The following is a 14,042-nucleotide window of genomic DNA, read 5'->3' as shown; positions in this document are numbered from 1 at the left end:
CAAGCCCGCCAGAGCGGCAATCTGCCTTTCAACTTCGGCGGCATGATCAAAAGATCAATGCCGCCTTGTTTCAAGGCACCTTGCTCGCTCTGGCGGGTTTTCGCTGTCGGTGCCATAGCATCGGCGTTGCCTTGGCCGTCAATAGTCATTGGGGGCGTTCTCAAACGACTACCCAACGGCTATTGCACACATGGCTCGCATGACAGCCGTCTCTTTTATGTTTCCTTTAGCCGTCGCTGTCTAGGATGGGGGTTAGTCGATAGGAAGGGAGCACCGGGATGGACGATGCGAGCGAGCGTGCTATCGAAGAGGACATGCTCGATCAGTTCAATTACTTTGATGATGAGGACGAGGAGCTGATCGACCGTCGCGAGCCAGCGCCGCTTGATTCCTTTGATCTGATCGATGAAGAGCCCGACGAGGACGAGGGCGAATCGGCGGAGCCCCCACAGTCTTCGCGCCTTGACTCGCTGCTTTCGAGAGCCCCCATGCACCACGGTGTCCGTGCCGGCGCGCTCCATATGAAAACTGACTGGCACCAGATCGTGACGGCAGGCGATGAACTTGCCGTCGATGCGCCGCTCACCGATAAATCATCCATCATCTGCCGCACCGGTATGCTTATGCTCGCGAGCGGAACGGGTGCCTGGCGCGTGCGCGATACCATGAATCGTGTTGCTGACGTGCTCGGCGTCACGATTCACGTCGACCTGAGTCTCCTGTCGTTTGAGTGCACCTGCATCGAAGATGGCCACTGCTTTAACGAGGTTGTCAGCCTGCCCACAACGGGAGTCAATACCCATCGCATCTGGATGATGGAGAGCTTCTTAAAGGAAATCGAGATTTACGGGCGCCGGTTTACCGTGCACGAATACCACGAGATGCTCAAGACCGTTGAGAGCTCAAAGCCCGATTACGCTCCCTGGCAACAGGGCCTTGCGGCGGCCTGTGCTTGTGGCGCCTTCGTCTTTTTGCTCGGCGGCGGCCCTATCGAGATGGCCTGCGCGTTCGTAGGCGCTGGTGTCGGCAATTTTGCTCGCTCCCATATTCTCAAGCAGGGCCTTGGTCAGTTCAGCGCGCTGACGACCGGCGTTGCGCTCGCTTGCGTTTCGTATCTGCTGGCATTGCTCGGCCTTGGCCAGGTCATACCGGGGGCAATGTCGCACCAAGAAGGCTATATCGGCGCCATGCTCTTTGTGATTCCCGGCTTTCCGCTCATTACGGCAGGCCTCGACATCGCTAAGCTCGACATGCGAAGCGGTATCGAGCGCCTTTCATATGCCGTATCGATTATTGTGATGGCGACCCTCGTAGGTTGGATGGTTGCCGAGTGTGTTGGCCTAGCGCCGGACGACTTTGCCCCACTGGGCCTTTCGCCGCTTGCCCTTACGCTCCTGCGCGTGGTGATGAGCTTCGTTGGCGTATTCGGCTTCTCGGTGATGTTCAACAGCCCGGTAAAGATGGCCGCGGCAGCTGGGTTGATCGGTGCCGTGTCCAATACCCTGCGTCTGACCCTTGTCGATGCGCCGACGATGATTCCCTTCCTGGGCCTCAGCACGGGAATGCCTCCCGAGGCAGCAGCGTTTATCGGCGCGCTGGTATCGGGGCTGCTCGCAAGCTTGGCTGAAGTCAAGCTCACCTACCCGCGCATCGCCCTCACGGTGCCTTCGATTGTCATTATGGTGCCCGGTCTGTATCTCTATCGCTCTATGTATTACATGTGCACCTTCGACACAGTCAATATGCTCGGCTGGTTTGTGCGCGCAGTGCTCATCGTAGCGTTTCTGCCCGTTGGGCTGGGTGTGGCGAGAACTCTCACCGACCCTCGCTGGCGCCACACCAGCTAATTGGTACAAGGGGGACAGGTTACTTTGCACCAAAAGAGTTGCGGTGAAATAGGGACTGAATTGCTGCTTAAAGGGTCAAAACAGTCCGTATTCCACCGCAACTTATGGGGTCGGGGGATTATCGGTGCCCTGCATCTTCATAAACTCAACGCTTACGAAGCGCATGCGTTTCGTGCTAGGCTGGTTCCACCACATAAGTAGTCGCAGACGCGCGTACCACGGGCGGGCGAGATGAAGTTCCAACAGCTCCATCTTGCCCGCCCGTTTTTGTTGCGTGGCGCCGCGGTACAACACAGAGAGGAATCTGCCCTTTATGCCTATCAACAAACGAGAGAGCCTGCTGTTCACCTTTATCATGTGCTTTTGCATGGTGCTCTGGATGAGCATCTACAACGTTGCCCTGCAGCACGGGGCCATCAACGGCGAGGTCGTTGCCGCTGCGTGGCTCGGCTTCCCCGTTGCCTACATTTTTGCCATGTGCTGCGACTGGTTCGTCGCCAGCCCGCTCGCCAAGGGTTTCGCCTTTAAGTACTTGGTCACGCCGGGCAAGAGCTCGCCACTTGCCATGACGCTCGCCGTCAGCTCCTGCATGGTCGTTCCCATGGTCATCATCATGTCGCTGTACGGTGCCTGCGAGGGTCTGACGCACATGCCCGGCGGCATCCTTGCGAACCTGTATTCCGTGCCTGCGATCTGGATGATCAACATCCCGCATAATTTTGTGATGGCGCTGCCGTGGAACCTTTTGGTAGCCGGTCCGATTTCCCACTTCGTCTTCCGTCGCGCCTTCCCTGTGGGGACGGTTTTCGAGGAGGAGCATGCCGAGCTCTTGGAGCAGGCTATGGCTCCTGAGTGCGAGTAGCTCGCTTAGGGATCTGCTGAGCGCGGGCGACTTGCTTGGTTGGAGCCCTAAGCGTGGATAGCTCTCTCGGCGACATCGCGGGCGTGAGCGGTGCGCATGACCGGAGGGCCCGTGCTGCTCCGTTGCCCGACGTGCTAGCGCGCAGAAGAATCTGTTGGTGCATTCGGCGGCTGCTGAAGCGTTTCGGCAGCCGCTTTTTATACGGAGTTTAAATACAACAGTCTGTTGTATTACGTAGAGTGGTATATCTCTAGCAGGAAAAATGCGAGAGACGGAGCATTATGGCGTTGCTAGTAGGACTGGACGTAGGGTCGACGACGACCAAAGTTTACGCGATGCACGAGGATATGACCGAGGCGTGGTGGGGATATCGCCGCCACGGGGCGTGTCAGACAGCGAGCGTGCGCGCCATGCTCGGCGAGCTCGCCGAGCGCTTTCCCCATGAGTCGCTGCGCGTTGCGGTGACCGGCTCGGGTGCGCGCGATATCGCGACCGCGCTGGGCGCCTCGTACGTTCAGGAGGTGGTCGCCAACGCGCTCGCGATCAGCAGGTTCTATCCGCAGACGCGCTGCGCCATCGAGCTGGGCGGCCAAGACGCCAAGATGATCTTCTTCCGCACCAACGATAAGGGAGACATCGAGGTTGCCGACATGCGCATGAACGGTTCGTGCGCAGGCGGTACCGGTGCATTTATCGACGAGATGGCAAAGCTCATGGGGGTCGGCACCGAATCGGGCGAGTTCGAGCAGCTCGCAAGCCGGGGAACGACCGTCCACGAGGTCTCGGGCCGCTGCGGCGTGTACGCAAAGACCGATATCCAGCCGCTGCTCAACGAGGGCATTCCTACCACCGACCTGGCGCTTTCGGCGCTTCACGCGGTCGCCCGCCAAACGATCGGCGGTCTGGCCCAGGGTATCGACATCGAGCCGCCGGTAATCTTCGAGGGCGGTACGCTCGCCTACAACCCCACGCTGGTCCGCGTGTTCCGGGAGCAACTGAATCTATCGGACGATCAGGTTATCGTCCCGCGCGATCCGCAGATCATGGTCGCGCGCGGTGCCGCCCTGTCGCTGACCGACATGTTCGCATCGTCCCAACCGATCGACCTTCCCGACGCTTTTGTCCGGCTGGATAAGCTCGAGACGGTCGCGCCCGCAAGCGGGGAGGGACGTCTTGCCCAGCCCTTTTTTGCCACACCTGCCGAGCAGGCGGATTTTACGGCACGCCATGGCAAAGAGACGCCGGCAAAGGGTCCGGATACGTATGCGCCCGGAGAGACGGTGCGTGTGGCGCTCGGTATCGATTCGGGGAGCACGACGACCAAGTTCGCCCTGGTCGATGAGGCGGGTGAGCTTGTCGATTCGTTCTACGCGTCTAATAACGGCAGACCGCTCGACGTCGCCCAACAGGGTCTTGTCAGCTTGAAGAACCGCTGGGAGACAGCGGGAGTCACGCTTGCGATCGATGCCGTGGGCACCACGGGATACGGCGAGGAGCTTTTCGCGCGCGCGTTCCACGCCGACTACCATACGGTCGAGACGGTCGCGCACGCCCGCGCCGCGTGCGCATGCGTTCCCGATGCGACCTTCGTGCTCGACATCGGCGGACAGGATATGAAGGCCATCTGGCTCAACCACGGCGTGCTGACCGATATCGTCGTCAACGAGGCGTGCTCTGCGGGCTGCGGCTCGTTCCTCGAGGGTTTTGCCAAAAACCTCGGAATAGCCGTTGAGGATATCGCGACCGAGGCATTTTCGTCCAAAGCCCCCGCCGTTCTCGGCAGCCGCTGCACGGTGTTCATGAACAGCAGCGTCGTTTCCGAGCAGCGGCGCGGTAAGGGTCCGGGCGACATCATGGCCGGTCTCTGCCGTTCGATTATCGAGAACGTGTTCACCAAGGTCATTCGCGTTTCAAATCTCAACCGTCTGGGCGACAAAGTCGTCGTTCAGGGCGGCACGTTCCGAAACGACGCGGTGCTGCGCGCATTCGAGCAGTATCTGGGCAAACCCGTCACGCGTGCGCCCCACCCGGGGCTGATGGGCGCTATCGGTATCGCCCTGCTCGCGCGCGAGGAATGCCGCAAGGGCGACGCCGGCACGTCGTTTATCGGGCTCGATGCCGTGGAGCGCTTCGAGCATCGCGAGTTCGGCGGCGTTACCTGCCGTCGGTGCAACAACCGCTGCCAGCGCGCGGTCGTGGCATTTGGCGACGGCTCGCTTTACGTCACGGGCAATCGCTGCCCGCGCGGCGGCGCCATCTCATGGGATGAGCTCGTGCGCGAGGTTCCCGCGGCGGAGGAGCTGCGTCCGCAGGGTGCTTGCGAGGCACAGGCACCCGGCACGGGGCGCGACCGGACCGCGGCTGCCCCCAATCTCTTTGTCGACCGCGAGAAGCTGCTGTTCGAGTCGTGCCCCACGGTTCCCGTCTGCGGGGGGCGCGATGTCACGATCGGCATTCCCCGTGTGCTCGAGTTCTGGGACACCATGCCGTTCTGGTCGACGTTCTTCAGCACGCTCGGCTTTAAGGTGCGCGTCTCGGGACGCAGCACCAAGGCGATGTACGAGCGCGGTCTGGCGCACGTCACATCCGACACCGTGTGCTTCCCGGCCAAGCTCGTCCACGGGCACATCCGCAATCTCGTCGACGCCGGCGTCGACCGTATCTTCATGCCCATCATCACGACGGTGCCCACCGAAAACACCGCCTCTACCAGCGAGTGGATGTGCGCCGTCGTAAAGGGATACCCCTACGTGATGCGCAATTCCGATAACCCGGAGGAGCGTTTCGGCGTTCCGTTCGATACGCCGCTGTTCCACTGGTACGACGAGGGCGACCGAAACCGCCAGCTCAAGGCGTGGTGCAAGGAGACCTTCGATATCGATGCCGACCTGGTTGCCAAGGCGACCGAGCAGGCGGACCGCGCGCAGCAGACGTTTGAGAACCAGCTGCAGCTGCGCGGCAGGCAGGTGCTCGAGAACGTGCGCGAGGACGGCGGCTACGCGGTGGTGATCGCTTCGCGCCCGTACCACAACGACCCGCTGGTCAACCACGGGCTGCCCAAGCTCTTCTCTGAGCGCGGCATCCCCGTCCTGACGCCCGATGCGGTGCCGGGGGTCTGCAACGTCGATCTTTCCAACAGCCGCATCGACATCGTGAACAACTACCATGCGCGCATGCTGTCGTGCGCGGTCATCGTCGCATCGACGCCCGAGCTCGAGCTCGTGCAGATGGGCAGCTTCGGCTGCGGCCACGATGCGTATCTCACCGATGAGATCGCGCGCATGATGGGCGAGATGGGCTCCAAGGTTCCGATGATGATCAAGCTCGATGAGAGCGACGTCGCCGGTCCCATGGGCATTCGCGTGCGTTCGTTTATCGAGTCGGTCAACCGTCGTCGCGCGGAGGAGCGTGCCGAGGGCGCCCGGGTGCACGCGGTCCATCCGCTCGACGACCCGTATAAGGTCAAGTACACCAAGCGCGACCGGCACGACAAGATCGCGCTGGTCCCCAACACCTCCCATGCGTTCTGCAGGCTCATGACCGCGGCGATGCGCAATCAGGGCGTGCGCGCCGAGGCCCTTGATATCGGGCGCGAGGATGCCATCCGCCTGGGCAAACGCTATGTGCACAACGACATCTGCTTCCCCGCGCAAATCGTGATCGGCGAGGCGCTCGCGGCACTCGAGAGCGGTAAGTACGACCCGCACGACGTCGCCGTGGTGACTGGCAAGTATATCGGCGACTGCCGCCTGACGCACTACATGCCCCTGCTGCGCCGCGCGCTCGACGACGCGGGATACGACTATGTCCCGGTGCTCACCAACGACGACGTCGATGCCCACAATGCGCATCCGGGCTTCAAGCTCGGCCTTGGCCCGAGCATCCAGATCGCCTACGGTCTTCCCATGATCGATACCCTCGAGGCCATGCTTAGGCGCATCCGTCCCTACGAGCTCGAGAAGGGCGCGGCGGACGCTGCGTTCGACCGCGCGCTCGATGAGGTTATCGAGGGCATGGAGCGCTCCGGGCTGAGAGGCCAGGCGACGGGCTTCAAACGCGCGCTTGCGATCATGGACGCCGTTCCGTACGACCGCTCGAACCCGCATCCGACCGTTCTCATCGTGGGCGAGTACCTGCTCAATTTCCATCTCGGCGCCAACCACGAGATCGAGCGCTACCTCGAGGACAACGGGCTCGAGGTCATCGAGGCGCGCATGACCGACGTGATCCGCAAGACCTATTTCTACAAGCATGCGCAGTCGCGCGAGTTCCACGTCGACCTGTCGCTGCCCGAAAAGGCCTGGTACGCCACGGCGGACAACCTGTTCGAGCTCGCGCACGACCGTTGCGACCGCCTGGGCGCGGCGAGCCCGCTCTACGAGCCGCCGACGCGCATGCCCGAGCTCGTGCGCGCGAGCGATAAGATCCTGCACCATACGTTCGATGCGGGCGAGGGCGTGCTGATTCCGGCGGAGATCCTCGAGCACGCCAAGCGCGGCTGCCGCAACTTCGTGATCCTGCAGCCGTTCGGGTGTCTGCCCAACCATGTCGTGGGGCGCGGGCTCATCCATGCGCTCAAGGAGCAGTATCCCACGGCGCAGTTCCTGCCGCTCGACTACGATCCCGACGTGAGCTTCGCCAACGTGGAGAACCGTCTTCAGATGCTCATCATGAACGCCAAGGCGCAGGGGTGCGGTGAGGCGCATGGCGAGACCGCGTAAGGACGCCGATGCGCCCGATGCACGCACCCGTATCATCGAGGCGTTTTGGGAGCTCATCGAGAACAACAGCATCTTCGAGCTGTCGGTTGGCGAGGTGACCCGCGCCGCCCGGTGCAATCGCGGAACGTTTTACTACTATTTTCACGATTTCGATGAACTCGTCGCCATCGCCATAGCCCAACTGCTGCAGGATAACGAGCTCATCACCGATGCCCTCTGGCATTTTTCGAGCGAGGGCGACCTTTCGGCGTTCGACCGGCGCGACGTCCGCTGCCTGCTGCGGCGCATCGTCATCACCATGAGGGCGGGTGCCGCCGAGCAGGTCGTGCAGGGCATCCATACGATCATCATCGACCGCGTGAGAGAGATCGTCCACCCCGACGGAGAAGAGCTCAAGGCGGATTCGAGCTTTGCGGTGGGCTTTCTGGTCTCGGGCATCATGGACTTTGTGATGGCGGTCGGCTTTGCCCGGGAGGGCGGCGAGGAGATAGACCTCGAGCAGCTGGGGGACAGCGCGTGCGCGTACCTGAGGGCGGTCGCCATGCAGACGGTGGAAACGGTCGCGCAAGTCGAGGGCGTCGATACATCCGAGCTGCTCGAACGCGTCTCCAAGGAGGCCGATGCCTATCGCGCATCGCGTGCGACGAGTCCCGACGTGGTGAAAGACGCCTAGGGTTTCTCTTGCGGGGCGCCTGTCGCGCATCGCGCGGTGAGTCCCGCGATGCGGTCATAACCTGCATTCATGTGAGCCGGGTTTATAGATATTCCTCCAGCTGTTAACATAGACAACCTGTGGGTAAAGAGACAAAAGCGCCGCCGACGGGCGGGCGTTTTGATTTCGATGAACTCATGTAAGGAAACGAGCATGTTAGATAGATTTACCGATCGAGCGCGCAAGGTCATGTCGATGGCCAAACAGGAGGCGCTCGATCTTCATTCAAATAAGGTGGGCACCGAGCACCTGCTGCTCGCGCTTGCCAAGGAGGACGAGGGCATTGCCGCCGAGGCACTGCGCTCGCTTGATATCTCCTACGACGACATCATGGACACCCTCAAGGAGGTCCAGACCACGGTTCCCGAGCCCAGTGAGGAGACCGAGGCGGCTAAGCTCGCCTTTACGCCGCTCGTCATTAGCGTTATGGAGCGTTCATTCCGCGTGGCGCGTGAGAATAACCAGACCTACGTGTCGACCGAGCACTTGCTGATCGGCATCGTCGAAGAGGGCAACGGCATGGCCATGGACATCCTCATGCGCCTGGGTGTGTCGTCCGCCTCTATCAAAAAGGCTATCGAGAAACTCACTGCCAAGGACCAGGACAAGAAGCGTCCGCTCGCCGGCGCCGGTGCCGGGCGTCCCGGTGCGGGCCTGCCGTTCTTTAGCGGCTCGGATGCCTCTCAGCAAAAGGGGAGTGGCACCGATACGCTTAAGCAGTTCGCGACCAACCTCACGCAGAAGGCGCGCGACGGCGAGCTCGACCCTGTAATTGGTCGCGAAAAGGAAGTCCAGCGTATGATGGAAATTCTTTCGCGCCGCACCAAGAACAACCCGCTCATTCTGGGCGACCCCGGCGTGGGCAAGACGGCCATCGTCGAGGGCCTGGCTCAGCAGATTGCAGCCGGCAACGTGCCCGAGAACCTCATGAACCAGAATATCTGGACGCTCGACCTGCCGGGCCTCGTGGCGGGTGCCAAGTATCGCGGCGAGTTTGAGGAGCGCCTCAAGAACGTGATCCAGGAGGCCACCGAAGCCGACGACGTCATCCTGTTTATCGACGAGATGCACACCATCATCGGTGCCGGTTCTGCTGAGGGCTCCATCGACGCGAGCTCTATGCTCAAGCCCGTGCTCGCGCGCGGTGCCTTCCAGATTATCGGCGCCACCACGGCCGAGGAATTCCGCAAGTACCTCACCAAGGACCCGGCCTTCGAGCGTCGCTTCCAGACCATCGATGTCGAGGAGCCGAGCGTCGAGGACACGGTCAAGATCCTGACCGCGCTCAAGCCGCGCTACGAGGAGCACCACCATGTGCGCTATACGCAGGGTGCTATCGAGGCCGCCGCGAACCTTTCCAACCGCTACATCCAGGATCGCTTCCTGCCCGATAAGGCCATCGACCTCATTGACGAGGCCGGTGCCCGCGCTCGCATCGCCGCGAATCGCGCGCCCGAGCCGGTGCGCGAGGCCGAGCATCGCATAGAGGAGCTCAAGGCCGCCGCGCAGGAGGCCACCGAGAGCGACGACATGAACAAGGCCGCCGAGATTACCGAGCGGCAGAAGGCCGCCGAGATTGAGCTCGCCGAGGCCAAGGCCGCCTGGACCGCCGAGCTCGACGCCAGCCCGCTCACCATCGATGTGAGTCAGATCGCCGATATCGTGTCCGTGACTTCGGGCGTACCGGTGTCCTCGCTTACCGAGAGCGAGAGCCGTCGCCTGCTGCAGGCCGAAAGCGTGCTCAAGACGCGCATCATCGGTCAGGACGAGGCTGTCGAGGCAGTTGCCAAGGCCGTACGCCGCAGCCGCTCGCCGCTCAAGGATCCGCGTCGCCCCGGCGGCAGCTTTATCTTCCTGGGTCCCACCGGCACGGGCAAGACCGAGCTCGCCAAGACGCTCGCCGAGTACCTCTTTGGCAGCAAGGATGCGCTCATCAGCTTCGACATGTCCGAGTTCGGTAGCGAGTTCGAGGTCTCCAAGCTCATCGGTAGCCCTCCGGGTTACGTCGGTCACGACGAGGGCGGCCAGCTCACCAAGGCCGTTCGTCGTCACCCGTACTCGGTCGTGCTGTTCGACGAGATCGAGAAGGCGCACCCCGATATCTTCAACATCTTGCTGCAGGTGCTGGAGGAGGGCCGCCTGACCGATAGCCAGGGCAAGACGGTAGACTTCCGCAACACCGTGATCATCATGACGTCCAACGTGGGCGCCCGCGAGATTGCGCAGGATGCGAGCGTGGGCTTTGGCACCACCGGCGAGCAGGGTCTCACGTCGAGTGAGATCCGTGGTCGCGCGATGGGCGAGCTCAAGCGCCTGTTCCGCCCCGAGCTGCTCAACCGTATCGATGACATCGTGGTGTTCCAGAAGCTCTCGGGCGAGAATCTCACCAAGATCGCGCACCTGCTGGTGGACGACCTGCGTCAGCGTTTGATTGCCAACGGCATGAACATCAAGCTCACCGATGCGGCCTATGACAAGATCGTGGCCGAGGGCACCGACCTCACCAACGGTGCGCGTCCGCTGCGCCGTGCCATCCAAAAGCTCATCGAGGACCCGCTGTCCGAGGAGCTTCTGGCCGGCGAGTGGGGCGAGGGCGATACCGTCCTGTGCGACGTGGCCGATGGCAAGTTTGTCTTTAGCCACGGCACGGGCGAGATCCCGGCACCGCGTCCGGCGGGCACGCTCGGTGGCGATACCGCCCCGGCGGCACCGCACACCGGCAACGCCGCGCCCGTGAGCGGCGGCGTGACCTCGGGCCCCGGCGGCATGATGCAAGCCGGTTCCGGCGCGCTGTAGGGTGTGGCGACAATTTGATCTGTGCAATCGAGGCGTTCCGGCAAGGGCGCCTCGATTTGTAGAGCTGTGAAGTTGTGACCGTTACGCTATGCGGTCCACCGTTAGCCGATGATGCGAGGGCGCTCGGCGTTTTCGAGTGGTTTATGCAAACGAAGTCTGGGAATATACAAGGCGCATGTCTTATTGTCTAACCAGTTGCGCCAAGGAGGCACCATGGACTACAAGATTACTGGCTACGAGCCCGCCCAGCTGTTCCATTTCTTTGAGGAGATCAGCGCAATCCCCCGTGGGTCTGGCAACGAGAAGGGCATCAGCGATTTCTTGGTTGCGTTTGCCAAGGAGCGCGGCCTCGACGTGTATCAGGACGAGGTCTACAACGTCATCATTCGTAAGCCCGCATCTGCCGGCGCCGAGAATGCCCCGACCGTGATGCTGCAGGGCCACATCGACATGGTGTGCGACAAGCTTGGCTCCGTTGAGCACGACTTTACGACCGATGGTATCGACCTGGTCGTCAAGGACGGCGTCCTCACCGCTAACGGCACCACCCTGGGCGCCGACAACGGCATTGCTGTCGCTCTGATGCTCACCGTGCTCAACGACGATTCGATTGCTCATCCGGCCCTCGAGTGCGTGTTCACCACCGACGAGGAGACTGGCCTGGTTGGCGCCGAGACGCTCGACAAGTCCCAGATTAGCGCCCGCACCATGATCAACCTCGATTCCGAGGAGGAGGGCGTGGCCACCGTCAGCTGCGCCGGCGGTGTCGTCGTTACCTACACCTGCCCGATCGTGCGCGAGCACAAGACCGGCAGCACCCTTACGCTCGAGATCTCCGGCCTGCTGGGTGGTCACTCCGGCGCCGACATCCACCTGGAGCGCGGCAACGGCAACCTCATCATGGCCCGCATCATCGACCGCCTGATGGTCGCCGGCGAGCCCGCCATCGTCAGCTTTAACGGCGGCACTAAGGACAACGCCATCAACCGTGAGTGCAAGGCCGAGCTGGTCTACACTGATCACGCTGCCGCCGAGGCCGCGGCCCAGATCGCAAAGGGCATCATTGCCGACGTCACTGCCGAGCTCGAGGTCTTTGACCCCGGCTTTACCTGCACCGTCGAGATTGCCGACGACACCGAGGTCGAGGCCATGGACCAGAAGTCTGCGCTTGCCCTCATCCGCGCCCTGCGTCTTGCCCCTAACGGCGTGATTCGCCGCAACGTCGCCACCGACGGCTCCGTCGAGGTTTCCTCCAACATCGGTGTGGTTGCCACTTCTGACGACGAGGTCAAGATCATGCTGTCCCCGCGCTCCTCGATTACCTCGCTGCAGAACGAGTTCAAGGACCGCCTGCAGACGCTGGCCGATGTCCTGGGCTTCGACGCCAAGTTCGAGTTCGAGTATCCCGGCTGGAGCTATGCCGAGCATTCGCCGGTCCGCGACATCTTTGTCGAGAGCTATCGCGAGCTCTTTGGCTCCGAGCTGCGCATCGAGTCCATTCACGCCGGCCTTGAGTGCGGCCTGTTTGCCGAGGCCCTGCACGGCCTGGACGCCATCGCCGTGGGCCCGACGCTCTCCGATGTCCACACCCCGGACGAGAGCATGGAGCTCGCTTCTGCCGAGCGCTTCTACGAGCTGCTCATCGACGTCCTCAAGCGCCTCGCTGCGTAAAGGTTGCGCTAGCAGCAGTCCGAGCCACGTGCTAGCGGATTGCAAATGACATTATGAGAGGGGGCATCTGAGCTTTTGCGACGGGTGCCCCCTCTCTTCTTTTAAGAAATGGGAAATTGATTGGCGTCTAGCCCATATCCGCCTTGATGAGGTCGATGGTGCGCTGGCAGTTTTCGCGGACGGGGCCGAGCATATGCTCGCGCAGGTCCGCCATGCCGGGCAGGTCGGCATATTCGTCCATGACCTCTTCCATGCAAATGGGTACCTCGTAGGCGAGGTCCATCATGGCCGCAAAGCAAAACTTCTCGGATAGCCCGGCATCGGTAAGCGCCGCCTCCAGCGCGGGGTCGCCCATACCGTGGTATCGGCGGATAGCGCCTGGACCGATGCGTCCCACACGGTTTTCGCCGCCAACGCTCATGGCAAGGCGCGCTCGGCGGCGCATGCGCTCATATGCCAAACCCGATGCGACATCGTACATTCGAGCCATCATGGCTGCGCCGTCGTTTCCAAGGAGCAGGGAATAGTTTTTCGCATGCGCATCCGGTGCGCCGATAATGGCGTTGAAGAACAGTATTTGCGTAAACAGATACAGGTTAAGTTGATGGTGGCTCGTATTTATGAGGAGCTCTTGAATGTCGCGGGTGGTCGGGCCGCCGTCTGCCGTGTACTTTTGGGCGGGCATCACCCCAAGTGCCTGGCAGAGGTCTTCTTGATGTAGACGCCTGATCGTTCCGTCTTCGACTTTCATGCGGTCATAGCGCTCAACAATGAGGGCAGGTTCGTCCTCAAACATACGATATTCGACGTTTGCCGTTGCGATACCGGCGCGCTGGGCGCTTTTCATGCAGACAAACTCATTGAGAGCCTCGAGTTTAAATCCGATAACGCCATTTTTGAAAATATGCGTCGTGGGCGAGGAGCCCACACATTCGCACCAGCGACCGTCTATGAGTGCGAGTGCGAACTTGCCCTGGTTGCCTCCAAGTGACCAACTTTCATCTAGACCCATCCACGATGCATCGCGGTCATCTCTGATCGACTTGAGACGCAGCGCAATCTCGTGATCGCCTATAGGGCGGTATTCGCTGGTGCGATGCAGGACGGCGTTGACGTCTTCTTCGGCACAAAACTGCACTCCACCCGGACAGTCAAGTCCGATATGGCTGAGTAGCGCAACGGCATTGTTGGGTCTAACGTCGAATTCGGCAGCAATCGCTTTTCGCTGATCCTCGCTGTCGGGTAGAAGGCCAAACAGGTACGGATTCATGACCTGTTGTCCGTATGTGCGATTCGATACGGGTATGTTGGTCGATAGGGCTGGCCCGTCATAGTCATGATCGTAGGTAAAGCTGATAAGACCGTTCTCATCTTGCGTGAGCGTTCCCGCAGGTACGCCGCAAATAATGGTCCGAAGTGATGTTCTGGCCATT

7 protein-coding genes are annotated in these 14,042 nt (G+C 61.5%); 6 read left to right on the top strand and 1 reads right to left on the bottom strand.

Translation table 11 applies throughout. From position 1 onward, the window contains the following. Positions 1–278: 278 nt before the first annotated feature. The 6 genes from DW823_RS05860 to DW823_RS05830 all read left to right on the top strand — a co-directional run bounded on the left by DW823_RS05860 (position 279) and on the right by DW823_RS05830 (position 12,609). Positions 279–1,847 (top strand): threonine/serine exporter ThrE family protein, encoded by a 1,569-nt coding sequence (locus DW823_RS05860; protein WP_199574366.1) that lies wholly within the window; start codon positions 279–281, stop codon positions 1,845–1,847. A gap of 313 nt (positions 1,848–2,160) precedes the next feature. Continuing rightward, on the top strand, positions 2,161–2,709 hold the full coding sequence (locus DW823_RS05850; protein ID WP_055285230.1) for a hypothetical protein: 549 nt from the start codon (positions 2,161–2,163) through the stop codon (positions 2,707–2,709). A 281-nt stretch (positions 2,710–2,990) separates the two neighbouring features. Then, positions 2,991–7,430, top strand: a complete 4,440-nt coding sequence (locus tag DW823_RS05845; protein WP_118081025.1) for an acyl-CoA dehydratase activase — start codon at positions 2,991–2,993, stop codon at positions 7,428–7,430. Then, positions 7,414–8,103, top strand: a complete 690-nt coding sequence (locus DW823_RS05840; protein ID WP_055285228.1) for a TetR/AcrR family transcriptional regulator — start codon at positions 7,414–7,416, stop codon at positions 8,101–8,103. Before DW823_RS05845 ends, DW823_RS05840 begins: the two co-directional genes overlap by 17 nt. 192 nt (positions 8,104–8,295) lie before the next feature. Then, positions 8,296–10,938: an ATP-dependent Clp protease ATP-binding subunit gene (locus DW823_RS05835; RefSeq protein ID WP_118081023.1), complete on the top strand. Its 2,643-nt coding sequence runs from the start codon at positions 8,296–8,298 to the stop codon at positions 10,936–10,938. Positions 10,939–11,151: 213 nt separating this feature from the next. Beyond that, positions 11,152–12,609 (top strand): aminoacyl-histidine dipeptidase, encoded by a 1,458-nt coding sequence (locus DW823_RS05830; RefSeq protein WP_118081021.1) that lies wholly within the window; start codon positions 11,152–11,154, stop codon positions 12,607–12,609. A 127-nt stretch (positions 12,610–12,736) separates the two neighbouring features. Here the strand turns inward: DW823_RS05830 and DW823_RS05825 are convergent, their stop codons facing one another. Continuing rightward, positions 12,737–14,041: a type II toxin-antitoxin system HipA family toxin gene (locus DW823_RS05825; RefSeq protein WP_118081019.1), complete on the bottom strand. Its 1,305-nt coding sequence runs from the start codon at positions 14,039–14,041 to the stop codon at positions 12,737–12,739. Position 14,042 lies beyond the last annotated feature (1 nt).

It is taken from the genome of Collinsella sp. AM34-10, assembly GCF_003469185.1.
Taxonomy (GTDB): domain Bacteria; phylum Actinomycetota; class Coriobacteriia; order Coriobacteriales; family Coriobacteriaceae; genus Collinsella.
The sequence above is the reverse complement of the archived record's forward strand: the minus strand, read 5'-3'. Positions and strand labels throughout refer to the sequence as shown.